The sequence below is a fragment of the Thetidibacter halocola genome (assembly GCF_018224955.1).
GTDB classification, from domain to species: Bacteria; Pseudomonadota; Alphaproteobacteria; order Rhodobacterales; family Rhodobacteraceae; genus Thetidibacter; species Thetidibacter halocola.
This window is the reverse complement of the sequence record NZ_JAGTUU010000003.1, coordinates 263,058-280,653: the sequence shown is the minus strand read 5'-3', so window position 1 is coordinate 280,653 and position 17,596 is coordinate 263,058. Positions and strand designations below refer to the sequence as shown.

Below are 17,596 nucleotides of genomic sequence, written 5' to 3'. Positions count from 1 at the left end.
AGAAATAATCGGAAATAAGGCGCATGGCAAGCCCGTCCCCAACGAAAAGGCCCACCCCGCAAGGGATGGGCCCGAAGCCGGGCGACCGCAGTCGCCGGATCACACGCGGATCAGGAGATCCGGTTCAGCAGCTCGCCGACCGAAGCCTTGGCGTCGCCGTAGAACATGCGCGTGTTCTCCTTGTAGAACAGCGGGTTCTCGATGCCCGAATAGCCGGTGCCCTGCCCCCGCTTGGAGACGAAGACCTGCTTGGCCTTCCAGCATTCCAGAACCGGCATGCCGGCGATGGGGCTGTTGGGATCGTCCTGCGCGGCCGGATTCACGATGTCGTTCGACCCGATCACGATGGCGACGTCCGTTTCCGGGAAGTCCTCGTTGATCTCGTCCATTTCCAGAACGATGTCGTAGGGCACCTTGGCTTCGGCCAGCAGCACGTTCATGTGGCCCGGCAGACGGCCCGCGACGGGGTGGATGGCAAACCGCACCGTCTTGCCCTTGGCGCGCAGCCGGCGGGTCAGTTCGGCGACGTTCTGCTGCGCCTGCGCCACGGCCATGCCGTAACCCGGGATGATGATGACGCTGTCGGCATCCTCGAGCGCCGCTGCCACGCCGTCGGCGTCGATGGCGATCTGTTCACCCTCGACCGCCATCTGCGGGCCCGAGGCGCCGCCGAAGCCGCCCAGGATCACGCTGACGAAGGCGCGGTTCATCGCCTTGCACATGATGTACGACAGGATCGCACCCGAAGAGCCCACCAGAGCGCCGGTGACGATCAGCAGGTCGTTGGACAGGGTAAAGCCAATGGCCGCCGCAGCCCAACCCGAGTAGCTGTTCAGCATCGACACCACGACCGGCATGTCGGCGCCGCCGATGCCCATGATGAGGTGGTAGCCGATGAACAGCGCCAGGATGGTGATGAGGATCAGCGGGAACATGCCGCCATAGACCATGTAGATCACCGCCAGCAGCAGCGAAGCGAATGCCGCGCCCGCGTTCAGCATGTGGCCGCCCGGAAGCTGGAACGGCTTGCCGTCCACCTTGCCCGCCAGCTTGCCGAAGGCGATGACCGAGCCGGTAAAGGTCACGGCGCCGATGAAGATGCCCAGAACCACCTCGATCTTGAGGAAGGCGATTTCCGACGGGATCTTGGTGGCGACCTTGTAGGCGAAGCCCTGGAATTCCTTGAACAGGTCGGGCTGACCGGCATTGACTGCGCAGGCGATGGCGCTGATCGCGCCTTCGCAGGCGATCCCCGCCTCGCGCAGCGCGCCGGCGACGCGCAGACGCTCCATCTCGGCGTTGAGGCCGACAAACACGGCGGCGAGGCCGACGAAGCTGTGCAGCGCCGCGACCAGCTGCGGCATCTCGGTCATTTCCACGCGCTTCGCGACGACCGCACCGGCAGCCGCACCGACCGCCATGGCGATCAGCAGGAAGGCAAAGTTGTCGATGCCCGGGCCGAACACGGTGAAAACCACCGCAAGGGCCATGCCGACGATGCCGTACCAGACCGCGCGCTTGGCGCTTTCCTGGCCCGACAGGCCGCCGAGGCTGAGGATGAACAGGACGCTCGCGGTGATGGCCGCGGCGGTAACGAATTGATCTCCGAACATGAGTGTCTCCGCAGCCTTACGATTTCTGGAACATGGCGAGCATGCGCCGCGTCACGAGGAAGCCACCGACGATGTTGATCGTCGCGACCAGCACCGCGATGGTGCTGAGGAAGACGACGATCCCGTTCGACGACCCGATCTGCAACACCGCGCCCAGCACGATGATGCCGGAGATCGCGTTGGTGACCGCCATCAGCGGCGTGTGCAGCGAGTGGCTGACGTTCCAGATCACCTGGAAGCCGATGAAGCAGGACAGCACGAAGACAATGAAGTGCTGCATGAAGCTCGGCGGGGCCACCAGGCCCAGCAGCGCCATCAGCGCGCCGCCAATGGCCAGCATGGTGATCTGGCTCTTTGTCTGCGCCTTGAAGGCTGCGGCTTCCTTGGCCTTCTTCTCTTCCGGCGTCAGTTCCTTCGGCTTTTCCTTCTTCTGCGCCGCGATCGCCTGCACCTTGGGCGGCGGCGGCGGGAAGGTGACGGCCTTTGCATGCGCGATGGTCGCGCCGCGGATCACGTCATCCTCCATGTTGTGATTGACCGTGCCGTCCTTTTCGGGCGTCAGGTCGGTCATCATGTGACGGATGTTCGTGGAGTAAAGCGTCGAAGACTGCGCCGCCATGCGCGACGGGAAGTCGGTGTAGCCGACGATGGTCACGCCGTTGTCGGTGACGATCTTCTCGTCCTTGACGGTCATCTTGCAGTTGCCGCCGCGCTCGGCGGCGAGGTCGACGATGACGGAACCGGGCTTCATGGCCTTGACCATGTCCTCGGTCCACAACTCGGGCGCCTCGCGGTTGGGGATCAGCGCCGTGGTGATGACGATGTCCATGTCGGGCGCCAGTTCGCGGAACTTCTTGAGCTGCGCCTCGCGGAACTCAGGCGACGAGACAGAGGCATAGCCGCCGGTCGCGGCGCCATCCTGCTGCTCTTCCTCGAAGTCGAGATAGACGAACTCTGCGCCCATCGACTCGACCTGCTCGGCCACCTCGGGACGCACGTCGAAGGCGTAGGTGATCGCGCCCAGCGAGGTCGAGGTGCCGATCGCGGCCAGGCCTGCGACGCCCGCACCCACCACCAGCACCTTGGCCGGGGGAACCTTGCCCGCCGCCGTCACCTGCCCGGTGAAGAAGCGGCCGAAATTGTTGCCCGCCTCGATCACCGCGCGGTAGCCGGCGATGTTCGCCATCGACGACAGCGCGTCCATCTTCTGCGCGCGGCTGATCCGCGGCACCATGTCCATCGCGATGACAGAGGCGCCCAGGTCGGCCGCCTGCTTCATCAGCGCCTCGTTCGATGCCGGGTAGAAGAACGAGATCAGCAGTTGCCCCTCGCGCATCTTCTTGACCTCGGCCTCGCGCGGCGGGCGCACCTTGGCGACGACGTCGGCGTTCTTCCACAGCGTGTCGGCGGTCTTGACCACCTGCACGCCAGCTTCTTCGTAAAGGGCGTCGGAAAAACCCGCCGCCTCGCCCGCGCCCGACTGGATGATGCAGTCATAACCCAGCTTCTGCAGCTGGCGCGCGGAGTCGGGCGTCATGGCGACCCGGGCTTCGCCGGTCTCGACTTCCTTTGGAGTCCCGATTTTCACGTATTTGTCCCCCTTGCGTCAGAACAGTGAAGCCGCGAGCAGGCCCGCGGCGTTGAGATTGGTCTACAGTGCTGACCTAGCGGCCACAATCAAACATGCGCGGCCCTAAACCATAGTCTGCGCCGAATTTAAAGCCACCTTCGCACTTGTTGCGCATAACGGGCAAAATCGGCACGAAACTTTCGGCGCAGCCGGTCCTCCTCGGGGATGATGAAGCGTCGCTCGATCACCCAGACAAAGAGCGGCACCAGCGGTAGCGCCAACACCGCATCCCAATACAGGATCATGCCCACCAGGATCAGCGAATCACCCAGGTAGATCGGATTGCGCGTGCGCGAGAAGATCCCGGTGGTCACCATGCGGTCGGCCTCGCGATGCGGGATGACCGTGGTCCGGTGGCGGCGCATCTCCCATATGGCCAGCAGCATCAGCAGGATCCCCGCCCCCACCAGGGTCCCGCCCAGCAGGTCCGCCCAGACCGGGCCAAAGCCCAGGCCATAGGCGAAATGCGTCTTCTGCATCCAGGCCAGCGCCAGCGCCGCCGCCAGCCATATCGGCGGCATGTCGATCCATTTCCGCATCGCGCGCACTCCCCGCATCTTCTGGCTTCAAATATCCCGGGAGAGTCGCCCTGCAAAGGGCAACGGGGGCAGAGCCCCCAGCGCTACGGTTTCCACGCCGCGTCGCGCTGCCAGCCCTCGAATCCCGATTGCAGGACAAGCACGTTCTCACGCCCCATCAACCGCGCGGCGAACATCGCCTGCGACGAGCGCACGCCAGTATTGCAGAACAGCACGACCATACCCTCCTCCGGCAATTCGCCCAGCCTGCCCGGCACTTCGCGCCACTCGATGTGACTGGCACCCGGAATCGTCTCGGCCGCGAATTCCGCCGCTGGCCGCGTGTCGATGAAGGTGATGCCATCCCAGATATCGCGCGTCAGTTGCTGCGGCAGGATGATGCCTTGTGTCGCGGTCGCGAAATCCATGTAGGCGATGATCTCGTCCCCGATATCCTGCGCCGCGACAGGCATCGCCAACGACATGAAGGCGGCTGTCAGAAGAGGTTTCATGGGCTTTTCCTTTCGTCCTTGCGGAACTGTGCCCGCAAGGCCCCTCTCAGTCCACCGTCGCTGTGTCGCGGGAACGGCCTGTGGTCACTCCCACTCCATCTCCTCGAACACCCGGCCCGCGTTCTTGGTCGCAAGTTCCTCGAACGTGTCCAGATGCGCCCATTGCGACTGATCGACGTAATAGGCCCCGGCCAGGTCGCCGCCATCGTCGATATGCGCCTGGATCTTGGCGCGGAGGTCCTTGAGATAGTCAGAGGTATAGCGCGTCACCTGCGCCATGTTCGTCGGATGCCCGTGACCCGGGATCACGTAGGTCGCGCCCAGCGCGGTGAACGGCCCGTCGAAAGTCTCGATCCAGGCATCGGTGTCGGTGCCCTCGAAGATCGGCGGCATCCGCTCGTGAAAGGCGATGTCTCCGGCGATCACGATGCCCCAGTCGGGAATCCAGACCTGCGTGTCGCCCGGATCATGCGCCGGGCCCAGGTGCAGCGCCTTGACGGTCAGGCCCCCAATCTCGATCACGTATTCGTCCTCGAAGGTCAGCGTGGGCTCCACGATCCGCGTGCCCTCGGCCTTGTCCTGGTTGTAGCGCATCATCCCCTGGAGGATGAAATCCGCGTCCTTGGCAAAGACCTCGGCCGCGTCCACATGCGCCAGCACGTCCACGCCCTGATCGATCCAGTAGGAATTGCCCAGCATCGCGTGACCCTGGCCGTTCTCGTTGATCACCAGCTTGACCGGCTGGTCGGTCACGGCCTTGATTTCGTCATGCAGCGCGGCGGCCAGGCGCACCGAGGCGCCGCCGTTGATCACGATAACCCCGTCGCCGGTAACGACGAAACTGAGATTGTTGTTGTGGCCGCTGTTCTCGTAGGTCGGCGGCGCGGTGGCGCCGATCGCGCTGAAGACATGCGGGATCACCTCGACCGGCTTGTCGTAAAGCTCGGACTGCGGATACTTGTCGGGGATATCCTCGCTGGCAAGCACGGGGCTGGCGGCAAGCAGAATGGCAAGGGCTGCACGGGTCATGGGTTTCCTCCCTCGGAATCCTGCACACATTCGCATACATGAATGGCTCTGCCAAGCCCCCCGCCCCGTCTCTGACGCCACATCTGGACATGCCCGGCACGGCGACTAGTCTGGCGCCGACGCGACAGGGAGGAACGGGGATGCTCGAGGGGAAACACGCGCTGGTCACCGGCGGCGGCACCGGGATCGGCCTGGCCATCGCGCGGGCGCTGGCCGACAAGGGCGCGACGGTCACGATCACCGGCCGGCGTGCAGGCCCGCTGCAAGAGGCGGCGACCGACCGCATTTTTCCGCTGGTCATGGACGTGACCGACGAGGCGGCGGTGGTCGACGGCATCGCAACGGCCGTCGCCGCGCGCGGCCCGGTCCAGGTCTGCGTGCCGAATGCCGGTATCGCCGAAGGGCGCGCCCTGCTCAAGACCGACATGGAGTTCTGGCGCCGCATGATGGCGACCAATCTCGACGGCGCCTTCCTGACGATCCGCGAGTCGCTGAAATCCATGACCACGACGGACTGGGGCCGGGTGATCGCCGTCTCCTCCATCGCCGGGCTCAGGGGGCTGAAGGGCGCGCCGACCTATTCCGCCAGCAAACACGCCATGATAGGCCTGATCCGCGCGCTTTCGGCCGATTACGCAAGCAAACCCTACACGTTCAACGCGCTCTGCCCGGCCTATGTCGACACCGACATCATCACCCGCAACACCGAGTCGATCATGGCCCGCACCGGCCTGCCCGAGGACGAGGCCCGCCGCCTGATGACCGACCTCAACCCGCATGGCCGCCTGATCCACCCCGCCGAGGTCGCCGAGGCCGCGCTCTGGCTCTGCTCGCCGCTCTCGGACAGCGTGAACGGACAGGCCATCCAGATTTCCGGCGGCGAAATCTGACGCCTGCCATAGCCACGGGCGGCACGAGAAGGCCGCCAAAGGCGGGCGACGAGACACGATGCGCGGGCCGACAGGCCCGCACCGTTGGATTGACACCGCCGCGCCTCCGCCCATCTCTGGGGCAAAAGCAAGGAAGACCCGCCATGGCCACGACCCTCACCGTGAACGGAACTGAACACGCCATCGACCTGCCGGACGACGTGCCTCTGCTTTGGGTGCTGCGCGACGCGCTGAGCCTGACCGGCACGAAATACGGCTGCGGCGTTGCCGCCTGCGGCGCCTGCACCGTGCAGATCGAAGGCCAGGCCGTGCGCTCCTGCCAGGTGGCGCTGGGCGATGTCTGGGGCGCCGTCACCACGATCGAGGGGCTGGGCACGCCCGCCGCGCTGCACCGGCTGCAAGCGGCCTGGATCGAGCACCAGGTCGCGCAATGCGGCTATTGCCAGTCCGGCCAGATCATGCAGGCCGCGAGCCTGCTGGCCGAGAACCCCGCCCCCACGGATGACGAGATCGACGCGGCGATGGCCGGGAACCTGTGTCGCTGCGGCACCTACCCGCGAATCCGCGCCGCCATCAAGTCTGCCGTGGAAGGAGCCTGAGTCATGTCCCGCATCGGCAAGATCGCCCGCCGCTCCTTCCTCATCGGCAGCGCCGCCATCGTCGGCGGCGTGGCCCTTGGCGTCTACATGGTCAGCCGCCCCGCCCCCAACCCCTTGCGACCGGCCGAGGGCGAGACCGCGCTCAACGCCTTCGTCATGATCGACGGCAGCGGCGTCACGCTGGTCGCCCCGCGCGCCGAGATGGGCCAGGGCACCCACACCACCTGGGCCGCGCTCATCGCCGAGGAGATGGACCTGCAATGGGAGCAGGTCCGCGTCATCCACGGCCCCGCCGCCAAGGCCTATTACAACTCTGCCCTGCTGGGCGAAGGGCTGCCCAACAAGGGCTATGACGCCTCCGCCTTCCAGCACAACCTGGGCGAGGCGCTGGGCCATCTCGGCAAGGTCTTCGACATGCAGGTGACGGGTGGATCGACCGCCATGAAGGACGGCTATGAACGGATGCGCGTGGTCGGCGCCACCGCCCGCGAGATGCTGAAGGAGGCCGCCGCGCGCCGCCTGGGCGTGGATACCCGCGACCTGCTCACAGAGGCCGGCGCAGTCATCGCCCCCGATGGTACCACCCTGCCCTACACCGAGCTTGCCGCAGACGCCGCCGGGATCGAACCGCGCCATGTGGAACTGCGCCCGCGAGAGCAATGGCGCCTGCTGGGCACCACGCTGCCCCGCATCGACATGGTGGCGAAATCCACCGGCACCGCGCAATTCGGCATAGACACCCGGCTGCCTGGCATGCGCTTTGCCGCCCTGCGCATGGCCCCGCATGGCGGCACGCTGCGTACCTTGCGCGACCGCGAGGCGCTGAAGCGTCCGGGTGTCGAAAAGGTCGTCAACCTGGGCGACGGCTATGCGGTGATCGCCACCAACACCTGGCTGGCCCAGCAGGCGCTGGACGCGGTTGAAGCGGATTGGGGCGACGCGCCCGACTATCCCGCCACGACCGAGGCGCTGGTCGAACGCATCGCGGCCGCCTTTGACGACGACCCCAACTCGACCCTGCGCGATGATGGCGATGCCGACACCCTGCCGAATGGTGCGACCGAAGTGACCGCGGACTACAGCGTGCCCTTCCTGGCCCACGCCACGATGGAGCCGATGAACGCCACCGCCTGGCTGGATGGCGGCACGCTGCGGCTCTGGTGCGGCAACCAGGCACCCGCCTTTGTCGTCAAGAATTGCGCCGACGAGGCCGGGATCGACGAGGCGGACGTGGACCTGACCACGACCCTCATGGGCGGCGGGTTCGGCCGGCGGGGCGAGGTCGATTATGCCGTGATCGCCACCCGCGTCGCCAAGGCCATGCCCGGCACGCCGGTCAACGTCACCTGGTCGCGCGAAGAGGACATGACCCGGGATTTCTACCGCCCCGCCACGCTGGCACGGATGCGCGGCGCCGTGCAGGACGGGCGCGCGGTGCTGCTGGATGCCTCCATCGCCTCGCCCTCGATCGCGGAACAGGCGCTGAAACGCTGGGTCGGCTTCACTCCGTCCGGGCCGGACCGGGGCATCGTCGACGGCGCCTTCAACCAGCCCTACGGCATCCCGTCCTTCCGCGTGCGCGGCTACAAGGCCGGCATCGCGCCGCCGCTTGGCTTCTGGCGGTCGGTCGGCAACTCGATGAATGCCTTCTTCATGGAAAGCTTCATCGACGAGATGGCCCATGCGGCGGGCGCCGACCCGATGGCCTTTCGCAAGACGCTGACGCTGGATGAATGGGAACCGGCGCTGAACGTGCTCGAGGCGGTCGAAGAGATGTGCGACTGGGCCAACAAGCCCGAGAGCACCGGCCGGGGCCTGGCGTTTTGCTACAGTTTCGGCACACCCGTCGCCATGGTGATCGACGTGACCCAAGACGAGGGCGGCGCGATCCGCCTGACCAACGCCTGGATTGCCGCCGATCCCGGTGTCGCGCTGGATCCCGGCAATATCGAGGCGCAGCTGACCGGCGGCATGGTCTATGGCCTGTCAGCCGCGATGAACGAGGAAATCACCTTTGCCGGCCACCGCGCCGAGCAAACCAACTTTCCAGATTACGAACCGCTGCGCCTGCCGCAGATGCCCCCCGTCGCGGTCCGCATCGTGGAAACGCAGCGGCGTCTTGGCGGGATCGGCGAGGTCGGCACCCCGCCCGCAGCCCCCGCGCTGGCCAACGCGATCTTCGACCTGACGGGCCAGCGCATCCGAAGCCTGCCGCTGCGCAAGGCGGTGAGTTTCTACGCCTGACCGGGCCGCGCGGGGCTCAGCCCTGAATCCCGCGCGCCCACTCGGCCAGATCGGTGCGCAGCGCCTCCCAGTCGGTGAACTCGGTCACGCCATGCGGGTCGAATTCGACACCATGTGACCGCGCGATCCGGCGCATGACCCAGGCCACGACAAAATTGTATTCCGGAAAGTTCAGCGCGCCCGCCACGTGCTCGACCCGGTCCGGGGTCCAGCCGCTTTCCTCGACGAACCGCGCCGCGATCCGGCGCAGGTCGTCCCATTCATCCTCTTCCTCGCCTGCCGCCGCCAGCGACACTTGCAGGAACAGCGAGGGCATGGCGTTGAGCCGCGCCGCCTGCGTCTTGGCAAAGGCAATGAGCGCCGGCTGCAGGTGCCCGGCATGGACCGATCCCGCGAGGATGGCGGCGTCGAACGGGTCGGGGGCGGGAACCGTCCCCGCCTCCAGCCGCAGCAGCGACACGTCCCGCCCCTCGGCTCGCAGGCTGTCGGCTGCGAACTCGGCGATGCGGGCGGTCTGCCCCTCGGTCGTGGCATAGGCTATGAGAATTGTCATTGCGGGCCCTCCGGTCTGGACGGCCCAACCCTGTCACGCCCCGGAAAGCGTGTCCTTGAGGCGTATCAAGCGCTGCGCCGAACCGGCGCCGATTTCTGCGCCACCCACGCCCGCGCCGCCTCGCCGAAGGCGGTGAACAGTGGGCGCGACACGGGATCGTTGCACGCATCCCATTCCGGGTGCCACTGCACCGACAGGGTGAAACCGGGCGCATCCTTGACATAGATCGCCTCGGGCGTGCCGTCGGGCGCGTGACCGTCGATCACCACGTGTTTACCCGGCGTCTTGATACCCTGCCCGTGCAACGTGTTGGTCATCACCTCGGCGGCACCGAACAGGCGGTGGAACACCCCGCCCTCGGTGAGCGTCACCTTGTGGCGCAGGGCGAATTTCTCTTCCAGCGTGCCGTCGGGCGGCATCCGATGGTTCATCCGCCCCGGCAGGTCGCGGATCTCGGGGTAAAGCGTGCCGCCCAGCGCCACGTTCACCTCCTGGAAGCCGCGGCAAATCCCCATGAAGGGCTGACCGCGCTCGACACAGGCCCGCACCAGCGGCAGCGTGATCGCATCGCGCGCCCGGTCATGCGCACCATGCGCCTCGGTCCAGGACTCGCCATATTCCTCGGGGTGGACGTTGGGCCGCCCGCCGGTCAGCACGAACCCGTCGCAGACCTCCAGCAACTCGGCCACCGAGACGAAACGCGGGTCCGACGGGATCAGCAGCGGCATGCAACCCGACACCTCGGCCACCGCCTGGCTGTTCATCACCCCGCCCGCATGGGCGGGATACTGGTCGTTGAGCAAATAGGCGTTTCCGATGATGCCGATGATCGGGCGCTGCATGCTGGCCTCCGGGTTTTCTTCTGGATACTGCATCCGGAAACTTTCCGAAAGGTTCCCACGCGCACAAGTCGCCCTGCGGCGACGCAGATGCCGCGCGATGCAGCAATCCACGCGCCCCCGGTCAGATCTCGGCCACCAGCCCCGCCGCCTCGATGCCCGCGCGCCCCGCCGCCGCATCGTTGTCCGACGTGTCGCCGGTGACGCCGACCGACCCCAGCACCCGGCCCTTGCCGTCGCGCACCAGGATGCCGCCCGGCACCGGCACCAGCGCCCCGCCGAAGGCGGCGTTGACCGCGGCGATGAAGGCCGGCTGCGCCTCGGCCCGCGCCAGCTGCGCCGTGCCGGCCACCCCCATCATCACCGCGCCGTAGGCCTTGCCATGGGCGATCTGGAACCGCCCCGGGCTCGAGCCGTCCTCGCGCTCGAAGGCCAGCACGTTGCCACCCTCGTCCAGAACGATCACGGACAGCGGCTTGAGCCCCATCTCGTGCCCCGCCTCCAGCGTCTTGCGGATGATCGTGCGCGCCTTGCGCAACGGAATGCCTGCCATGGAAAACCCTCCCTCATGCTTCTTTGGGCCACAAATACCTTGGGGTGAATTTTCCAGGATGCAATCCCGGAAAAGCCGGGCACCGCCCTGGCCCGGAAAAGACGGGCAAAGCCCCGGCCCCGGGAGAGAGGGCCAAAGCCTCCCGGAAAAGGGCGCGCGCCCCCACCGCGACCGGCGACAGCCGGGCGCACCCCCTCTTACGACGCCGCCTTCAGCTCCAGCCGGCGCTTGTGCAGGACCGGCTCGGTATAGCCCGAGGGCTGCACGCGCCCCTCGAAGACCAGGTCACAGGCCGCCTGGAAGGCGATCCCGTCGAAACCCGGCGCCATCGGCCGATAGGCCGGGTCGCCCGCGTTCTGACGGTCCACCACCTCGGCCATGCGCTTCATGATCTCCATCGTCTCATCCTTCGAGACGATGCCGTGATGCAGCCAGTTGGCAATGTGCTGAGAGCTGATCCGGCAGGTCGCGCGATCCTCCATCAATCCCACGTCGTTGATGTCGGGCACCTTGGAACAGCCGACGCCCTGATCGATCCAGCGCACCACGTAGCCCAGGATGCCCTGCGCGTTGTTCTCGACCTCGCGGGCGATCTGCTCCTTGCTCCACTTGCGGAAGGCCGCCAGCGGAATGTCGAGGATCGTGTCCACATGCGCGCGACGCCCGCCCTTGCGCAGCCTGGCCTGCACGGCGAAGACATCGACCTTGTGGTAATGCAGCGCGTGCAGCGTGGCGGCGGTCGGGCTGGGCACCCAGGCGCAGTTCGCGCCCGCCTTGGGATGCTCGATCTTCTGCTCCAGCATGGCGGCCATCATGTCGGGCATGGCCCACATGCCCTTGCCGATCTGCGCCTTGCCCGACAGGCCGCATTCCAGCCCGATATCGACGTTGCGGTTCTCGTAGCCGCCGATCCACGCCTTGCGCTTGATGAAGTCCTTGCGGCTGAACGGCCCCGCCTCCATCGAGGTGTGGATCTCGTCGCCGGTCCGGTCGAGGAAGCCGGTGTTGATGAAGGCCACACGGTGGCTGGCCGCCCGGATGCACTCCTTGAGGTTCACCGACGTGCGGCGCTCCTCGTCCATGATGCCCAGCTTGACGGTGTATTTCGGCAGGCCGAGGAACTGCTCGACGACACCATAGGTCTCGTCGGCAAAGGCCACCTCTTCCGGCCCGTGCATCTTGGGCTTCACGACATAGACGCTGCCGGTGTGGCTGTTGCGGTCGCCCTCGGATTTCAGCAGGTCGTGCTTGGCGATCAGCACCGTCACCGCCGCGTCCATCAGCCCCTCGAAGATCTCCGAGCCGTCCTTGAGCAGGATCGCCGGGTTGGTCATCAGGTGGCCGACGTTGCGGACAAGCATCAAGGCGCGGCCCTTGACCGTCAGGTTGCCGCCATCGGGCGCGATAAAGTTGCGGTCCGCGTGCAGCTTGCGCGTGACGCTCTTGCCGCCCTTCTCGAACGTGTCGGCAAGGTCGCCCTTCATCAGGCCCAGCCAGTTGCGATAGGCCAAGGTCTTGTCCTCGGCATCCACGCAGGCGACCGAATCCTCGCAATCCATGATGGCGCTGATCGCCGATTCCAGCCGCACATCGGCCAGGCCCGCCTGGTCGCGCGCGCCGATCATGTGGGTCCGGTCAAACACCAGTTCCACGTGCAGCCCGTTGTTGCGCAGCAGCACCGCCTCGGGCGCCTTGGGATGGCCGCGATAGCCCACGAATTTCTCTGGTTGCATCAGCGGTTGATCGTCGATCAGCAGTGCGCCCTTGTCGACGTAGTAGCGCCGCGCATCCGCATGGCTGGTGCCTTGGATCGGAAACGCCTCGTCCAGGAACACCCGCGCCCGCGCCACGACCCGCGCGCCCCGGCCCTTGTCATAGCCGCCTTTCGGCGGGGCCGAACCCATCGCGTCGGTGCCGTACAGCCCGTCATACAGGCTGCCCCACCGGGCATTCGCCGCGTTCAGCGCGTAGCGCGCATTGGTGATCGGCACCACCAGCTGCGGGCCGGGAACAGTAGCGATCTCGGGGTCGGTGTTGCCGGTCTCGATCTCGAAGGCATCGCCCTCGGGGATCATGTAGCCGATTTCATACAGGAAGGCCTTGTAGGCCTCGTGATCGTGCGGCTGGTTGGCGCGCGCCTTGTGCCATTCGTCGATCCTGCGCTGAAGATCCGCGCGCTTGTCCAGCAGGGCGCGGTTCTTCGGCCCGTAGCCATGTGCCAGATCGCTCAGCCCCTTCCAGAAGGCATCCGCCTCGACACCGGTTCCGGGCAGCGCCTCGCCCTCGATGAAATCGAACAGAACCTTGTCGATCTGAAGCCCGTGACGCTCTATCCGCTCGGCCATCTCTTTCCCCTCGGCGTTGCATACGATGGTGCACGGTTTAGAAAGAAGGCTTCCGACAGGCAACAGCTTTGGTCAGGAAATCCTTCCAATCCCGCGCGAAGCTGTTTCAATGCGTGCCTTGAACGGGGGCAGAAATGGCGGAAACACCGGTCGACCTGGCTACATGGGGGCGCGCGGCGCAGTTCGCGCTGTTTCGCGGCTATGAGCGGCCGCAATACTCCATAACCACGCGACTCGACGTGACGCGGCTGGTTGCGCGCAAGGCTGACGGGGTCTCACCCTACCGCGCCTGCGTCTTCGCCATCGGCTGCGGTTTGCACGCGGTGCCGGAATTGCGGATGCGCCTGCGCGGCGCGGGCGTGGTGCTGCATGACCGCATCGCGCTGTCGGTGACAGCGCCCCGCCGCGATGGCGGGTTCAACTATGCCGACCTGCCCTTCGACCCCGATTTTGCCCGGTTCGACGCCGAAGCGACCCGGCGGTTGAAGGCTGCGCAGGACCGCGACACGCTGGGCGAGAATGACGGGGTGCAGGATGCGGTGGCGTATCTCTCCTGCCTGCCCTGGCTGGATTTCACCGCCGTGGACAATGCGCTGCGCGACCGCGACGACTGCATCCCGCGCGTTTCCTGGGGCCGGTTCACGCCCGAGGGCGACCGCACCCGCGTGGCGATGGCGATCCAGGTACATCACGCGCTGGTGGACGGCGAACACCTGGGCGCCTTCTTTGCCGAGGTGCAGCGGGCGTTGGACTCGGTCTGAACGGCGTTCAGGCAGCCTCTTCGCGTTCCGCCTGCTGCCGCGCCCAGAGCGCGGCATAGCGCCCAGCCCGCGCCAGGAGGTCGTCGTGACGGCCTTCCTCGACCACCTGTCCGTCCTGCAGCACCACGATCCGGTCGGCATCGGCGATGGTCGACAGGCGATGCGCGATGGTGATGACGGTCCGCCCCTCGCCCGCGCGCTTCAGCGCGTCCTGGATGCTGGCCTCGGTCTCGGTATCCAGCGCGCTGGTCGCCTCGTCCAGCAGCAGGATCGGCGGATCCTTGAGCAGGGTGCGCGCGATGCCGACGCGCTGCTTTTCCCCGCCCGACAGCTTCAATCCGCGTTCACCCACCTGGGTGTCGTAGCCCTCGGGTAGGCTGGCGATGAAATCGTGGATCTGCGCTGCCCTGGCCGCTGCGACGATCTCATCCTCGGTCGCGCCATCGCGGCCATAGGCGATGTTGTATCGGATCGTGTCGTTGAACAGGACCGTGTCCTGCGGCACGACGCCGATCGCGGCATGGACGGACTCTTGCGTCACGTCACGGATGTCCTGCCCGTCGATGGTGATGCGCCCCCCGCCTACGTCGTAGAAACGGAACAGAAGCCGCCCGATGGTAGACTTGCCCGACCCGGACGGGCCGACCAACGCCACGCTTTCGCCGGCGCCGACGCGGATCGTCACGCCCTTCAGGATCGGCCGCGCGGCATCATAGCCGAACGAGATGTCCTCGAACGCCACGACCCCACCCGACACGGTCAGGTCGGGCGCGCCGGGCCTGTCGGTCACGTCGCGGGGCTGTTCCAGCAGGTCGAACATCTCGCCCATGTCGACCAGCGCCTGCCGGATCTCACGATAGACCGTGCCGAGAAAGTTCAGCGGCATGGTGATCTGGATCATGTAGGCGTTGACCATGACGAAATCGCCCACCGTTAGCGTGCCGTTCTGCACGCCCAGCGCCGCCATCACCATCACCGCCACGAGCCCGGAGGTGATGATCAGCGCCTGGCCGAAATTCAGGAAGGCCAGCGAGGTCGCGGTCTTGATCGCGGCGGTCTCGTAATTCGCCATCGCCCGGTCATAGCGCGCCGCCTCGCGCGTCTCGGCGCCGAAATACTTGACGGTCTCGAAGTTCAGCAGGCTGTCGATGGCCTTCTGGTTGGCGTCGGTATCCTGCTTGTTCATCTCGCGGCGCAGCTTCACCCGCCATTCGGTGACGGCGAAGGTGAACCAGACATAGGCGCCGATCACCGCGCCCACGACCAGCAGGTACCAGATGTCGAACAGCCAGAACAGAACCGCGCCGACCAGGATCAGCTCCAGCGCCAGCGGGCCAATCGAGAAGATCAGGAAGCGCAGCAGGAAATCGACGCCCTTCACGCCGCGCTCGATGATCCGGCTCAGCCCGCCGGTCTTGCGGGTGATGTGATAGCGCAGCGACAGCGCGTGGATATGGGTGAAGGTCTCCAGCGCCAGCTGGCGCAGGGCGCGCTGCCCCACCTTGGCAAACACCGCGTCGCGCAACTGCTGGAAGCCCGTCGACAGCAGCCGCGCCATGCCATAGGCCACGGTCAGGCCCACCGCGCCCAGCATCAGGTCCGACACGTCGCCCGACAACGTGTCGACGGCGGCCTTGTAGAGGATGGGCGTGCCCACCGCGATCAGCTTGGACAGCAGCAGCAGGGCCAGCGCGATGCTCACCCGCTGCTTGACCCAGGGGTGGGATTCCGGCCACAGGTAGGGCCCGACCTTGCGGATCGTGCGCAGGCCCGAACGCCGCTCCTCGGCGGCGATGGCGGCGGCGGTCTGGTCTGTCATGGCATCGGTCCCGGCAATTCCCGGCACCATCTAGGCGCTGGCGCGACCAAAGGCCAGCCCCGCCCGCGCCGCAACCCAGCGCCGCAGCGGGCGCGATCACCCGCCGCTGGCAGAATGAAAGCGCGCGGAAGCGCTCCTCTGGATCACGCCATGCCCGCCTCAGCGGTCGGGCAGGTCGAAGATCTGACCGGGATAGATCAGGTCGGGGTCGCGGATGCGGTCGCGGTTGGCCTCGAACACCTTCACGTAATCCAGCCCGTCGCCATAGCGGTCCCGCGCGATGGCCCAGAGCGTATTGCCCGGCTGAACGGTGATCGAGCCGACCGGCCCTTGCAGACCCTGCGCGGCGGCGGCCAGCGTCTCGGCGCTTTCACGCCGGAAGGGGCTTTCGACCCGCGCGGTCACGGTGCCGGCGCCGTCGATCTGATCGACGCGCAGCGTGTAGGTGCCGCTGTCCACCTCGGGCAGGGTCACGCGCCACCGTCCGGTCTCGCCGATGGGCGCGGTGGTCAGCGGCGCATTGTCGAGATAGACGCGCACGAACCCGTCGCCCGCGCCACGCCCCGACAGCAAGACATCGCCCGCCTCGTCATAACTGATCGCGTCCAGCGCTACCTCGCCCGTGGGCAGCGGCGCGTCGCGCAGCAACTCGACGCCGCGCGCGGTCGACAGCATGACGGCAGGCGCACCCGAGGGTTCTTGCGGCAGTTGCGGGTCGGGCGCCGGGCCCGCGCTGCGCGGCGCGGCGCCGATCGCGCCTGGCACGGCAGGCGCCGTCCCCCCGGCCAGAGCACCCGAGGGCGCGGTCGGGTCGTCGGATGCGGCTTGCGGCGAGGTGGCGGGGGCTTGCGCGGCGCCGGACTGGTCTTGGGTCGTGGCGGGCGCGTCCGCTGTGGCCTGCGAGCCTGGCAGCGGTTGAGAGGCGGATTGCGACAGGTCCGACGCCTGCGGCTCTGCCTCTGTCTCCGGTTGCGGCGGGGGTTGCGTCTGCGGCTCTGCCTGCGACTGGGCCTGAGGCTCAGACTGGGCCTGCGGTTCTGACTGCGGCTCGGGCATGGCGAGGGCCAGTTGTTCGCCCTGCCCCTCGGGATTCGCGGTTTCGGCCTGCGCCATGGGTGCGGCCGCGGGAGCAAGGATGCTCTTTTCTATCGACAGGATCACCACATCGCCCAGCGTCAGGCGCAGCGTCAGCACGCGCGGGCGCTGCGAGGTGTCGATATCAAGGAAGGCCGCGAACGTTCCATCGCCTCCCACCTCGGTCTCGGCCTCGGCGGCACCGTCGACCAGCACCTCGATCCGCCCCCCCGGCGCGGCCCTTCCAGCGACCAGAACCGACCCGGTGCCATCGGGGCGCACAACGTCGAATGTCGGAGGATCGATCCGCGGCGGTGTATCGTCCGAAGCCGCGGCGTCGGACTGCGGCCCGGGCACGGCCTCGGCCCCAGCCGCCGCATCGGTCTGCAGCGCGGACCCGGTCGCTTGCGGTGTCGTTGCCTTGTCGTCTGGCGGCGCGGCGGCCATGTCCTGGGTCGCGGCAGGCAGGGTCGCCTGCCGGGGCGCAGACGCGCGATCAAAGACTCCCAAGGCCCAGCCAAGGGCCAATACCCCGGCCACCCCGAGCCCGGCCCAGCCGGTGATTGCAGCTCTCTTGCTCATGGTCTTTGCGCAGCGTCCCCAGCGACAGGCGATCC

General features: G+C 67.0%; 15 protein-coding genes. 4 read left to right on the top strand and 11 right to left on the bottom strand.

Going from position 1 to position 17,596, the window contains the following annotated elements:
• Positions 1-110: 110 nt before the first annotated feature.
• From KB874_RS08390 to KB874_RS08370, 5 genes are all read right to left on the bottom strand, one after another.
• Entirely contained in the window at positions 111-1,613 is a 1,503-nt protein-coding gene (locus KB874_RS08390) for an NAD(P)(+) transhydrogenase (Re/Si-specific) subunit beta (protein ID WP_212536119.1), read from the bottom strand.
• Between the two features lie 16 nt (positions 1,614-1,629).
• Entirely contained in the window at positions 1,630-3,201 is a 1,572-nt protein-coding gene (locus KB874_RS08385; protein ID WP_212536118.1) for a Re/Si-specific NAD(P)(+) transhydrogenase subunit alpha, read from the bottom strand.
• Positions 3,202-3,329: 128 nt separating this feature from the next.
• A complete protein-coding gene (locus KB874_RS08380) occupies positions 3,330-3,782 on the bottom strand; it encodes a methyltransferase family protein (protein ID WP_212536117.1) in 453 nt (150 codons plus the stop codon).
• Between the two features lie 83 nt (positions 3,783-3,865).
• On the bottom strand, positions 3,866-4,273 hold the full coding sequence (locus KB874_RS08375; RefSeq protein WP_212536116.1) for a rhodanese-like domain-containing protein: 408 nt from the start codon (positions 4,271-4,273) through the stop codon (positions 3,866-3,868).
• 84 nt (positions 4,274-4,357) lie between these two features.
• Positions 4,358-5,302, bottom strand: coding sequence for an MBL fold metallo-hydrolase (locus KB874_RS08370; protein ID WP_212536115.1), 945 nt, complete (start codon positions 5,300-5,302; stop codon positions 4,358-4,360).
• A gap of 140 nt (positions 5,303-5,442) precedes the next feature.
• On the opposite strand from KB874_RS08370, the gene KB874_RS08365 reads away from it, so the two are divergent.
• The 3 genes from KB874_RS08365 (at position 5,443) to KB874_RS08355 (ending at position 9,035) form a co-directional block, all read left to right on the top strand.
• On the top strand, positions 5,443-6,192 hold the full coding sequence (locus tag KB874_RS08365) for an SDR family NAD(P)-dependent oxidoreductase (RefSeq protein WP_212536114.1): 750 nt from the start codon (positions 5,443-5,445) through the stop codon (positions 6,190-6,192).
• 143 nt (positions 6,193-6,335) lie between these two features.
• A complete protein-coding gene (locus tag KB874_RS08360; protein ID WP_212536113.1) occupies positions 6,336-6,791 on the top strand; it encodes a (2Fe-2S)-binding protein in 456 nt (151 codons plus the stop codon).
• Between the two features lie 3 nt (positions 6,792-6,794).
• Entirely contained in the window at positions 6,795-9,035 is a 2,241-nt protein-coding gene (locus KB874_RS08355) for a xanthine dehydrogenase family protein molybdopterin-binding subunit (RefSeq protein ID WP_212536112.1), read from the top strand.
• A gap of 16 nt (positions 9,036-9,051) precedes the next feature.
• Here KB874_RS08355 and KB874_RS08350 read toward each other — a convergent pair whose 3' ends face one another.
• The 4 genes from KB874_RS08350 to KB874_RS08335 form a co-directional block, all read right to left on the bottom strand.
• Positions 9,052-9,588 carry a flavodoxin domain-containing protein gene (locus tag KB874_RS08350; RefSeq protein ID WP_212536111.1) on the bottom strand — a complete coding sequence of 179 codons (537 nt, stop codon included), beginning with the start codon at positions 9,586-9,588 and terminating at the stop codon, positions 9,052-9,054.
• Between the two features lie 65 nt (positions 9,589-9,653).
• Positions 9,654-10,430: a gamma-glutamyl-gamma-aminobutyrate hydrolase family protein gene (locus KB874_RS08345; RefSeq protein ID WP_212536110.1), complete on the bottom strand. Its 777-nt coding sequence runs from the start codon at positions 10,428-10,430 to the stop codon at positions 9,654-9,656.
• Positions 10,431-10,551: 121 nt separating this feature from the next.
• The gene (locus KB874_RS08340; protein ID WP_212536109.1) at positions 10,552-10,980 is read right to left on the bottom strand and encodes a GlcG/HbpS family heme-binding protein; all 429 of its coding nucleotides are present in this window, start codon (positions 10,978-10,980) and stop codon (positions 10,552-10,554) included.
• Positions 10,981-11,177: 197 nt separating this feature from the next.
• On the bottom strand, positions 11,178-13,325 hold the full coding sequence (locus KB874_RS08335) for a malate synthase G (RefSeq protein ID WP_212536108.1): 2,148 nt from the start codon (positions 13,323-13,325) through the stop codon (positions 11,178-11,180).
• 134 nt (positions 13,326-13,459) lie between these two features.
• On the opposite strand from KB874_RS08335, the gene KB874_RS08330 reads away from it, so the two are divergent.
• On the top strand, positions 13,460-14,086 hold the full coding sequence (locus tag KB874_RS08330) for a CatA-like O-acetyltransferase (RefSeq protein ID WP_212536107.1): 627 nt from the start codon (positions 13,460-13,462) through the stop codon (positions 14,084-14,086).
• Positions 14,087-14,093: 7 nt separating this feature from the next.
• Here the strand turns inward: KB874_RS08330 and KB874_RS08325 are convergent, their stop codons facing one another.
• Entirely contained in the window at positions 14,094-15,905 is a 1,812-nt protein-coding gene (locus tag KB874_RS08325) for an ABCB family ABC transporter ATP-binding protein/permease (RefSeq protein ID WP_212536106.1), read from the bottom strand.
• Positions 15,906-16,064: 159 nt separating this feature from the next.
• Positions 16,065-17,561, bottom strand: coding sequence for a LysM peptidoglycan-binding domain-containing protein (locus tag KB874_RS08320; protein WP_212536105.1), 1,497 nt, complete (start codon positions 17,559-17,561; stop codon positions 16,065-16,067).
• Between the last annotated feature and the right edge of the window lie 35 nt (positions 17,562-17,596).